2 protein-coding genes are annotated in these 1,266 nt (G+C 73.1%); both read right to left on the bottom strand.

What is annotated here, in order from left to right; all coding sequences use genetic code 11:
- Positions 1-369: zinc ribbon domain-containing protein (locus JNW87_RS41950; RefSeq protein WP_375373617.1), on the bottom strand; the 369-nt coding region annotated here is incomplete at its 3' end.
- Positions 356-1,266 (bottom strand): transposase (locus JNW87_RS38845; RefSeq protein WP_238455486.1); only part of this gene is annotated, 911 nt, incomplete at its 5' end. The genes JNW87_RS38845 and JNW87_RS41950, both read right to left, overlap by 14 nt.

Raw genomic sequence — 1,266 nt, 5'->3', positions numbered from 1 at the left:
TGCGGTGGGTGTTGTGGATCCTCGCCTGTTGGGCGAGCGACTCCCCACCGGGTGGTGGGGCGGGCCTCCGCGGGCCAACTGATCCTCGCGCCGCCCGGGGTGGGCGGCGGGGGTCACGTCGGGACCGTCCGGCACCGGGCAGGTGCGGCCGGCTCGACGGTGCGTGACCACCTCCGGCAGCACGACCACTGCCGGGGTGGTGGATCCGCCGCCCGGAACACGGGTGGCGATGCTGGCGGCCGCGACGAGATCGCGGTGGCCGGAGAATCCGCAGTGCGGGCAGGACAGGGTCCGGCCGCGGGGTTTCGGTACCCGCCTTCCGCAGGCGGGGCAGGTGGAGGAGGTGCCGCGTTCATCAACCAGCCGCACGGTGATTACCGGCCAAGGTGGCCTTGTCGACCAGAATCTGGATCAGGCGTCCGATCTGCCACTGGCGCAACCGCAGGTTGTGCCGCCGCCCTGCCGGAACGTCGAGCACCCCGCGGGGGTCCCCGACGTGCAGCACACCCACCCGCTGCTCCACCGCCCAGGAGACGACGGTGCGGGCGGCCTCGTGCTGGGCCTGACGAACCCTGCGCCGGTGCCGGCCCTCCACCAGGCGGGCCCGGCGCCGGTACTGCCGCCACCGCCGCGACCCCTTCTGACCCGGCTTCGGCGCCCTACGGGCCACGGCATGGCGGCGGGCCTTGGTGTCGGCCAGGTGCATGCGGTGCTCGGCGCGGATCGCCCGACCCGACACCAACAACCCCTCCCCGCCGGGGCTGGCCATCGCATACGGGTGAATGATCCCCAGATCCACCCCCGCCACCCGGCCCGGATCCGGTTCCTCACCGGGCGGGTAGACCGCCACCGGCACCTCAGCGGTCACGTCGAGGAACAGGCGGCCACCCTCACACAGCAGCGTGATCGAGCGGACCTGTTCGGCCGGATACGGCACCTTCCTGGCCAGGCGCACCCACAGCGGGGGAGAGCCTTTGGCGGTGGGGATCCGGACTCGGCGGTCGTCGAGGGTGAACGTGCCGTGATACCAGCGCACCGGCACCAACCCCCGCCGACGGCGGGGGAACCGGGCCGACAGGTCACCCGCGCTGCGGCGCTTCGCCGCCGCGAACCACGCATCCGAAAACCGGCGCAACACCGACCGGGCACCGACGGAATCCAGTTCACCGAACGTGCCCGGCCCGGACGCCGCCAACTCCCGGCACAACTCCTGATAACCGGACAGGGGTACGTCCCGGCGGCGGCGCCGCCACGCGTTGACCTCCA

This window comes from Micromonospora sp. ATA51 (assembly GCF_016802855.1).
Taxonomy (GTDB): domain Bacteria; phylum Actinomycetota; class Actinomycetes; order Mycobacteriales; family Micromonosporaceae; genus Micromonospora; species Micromonospora sicca.
The sequence above is the reverse complement of the archived record's forward strand: the minus strand, read 5'-3'. Positions and strand labels throughout refer to the sequence as shown.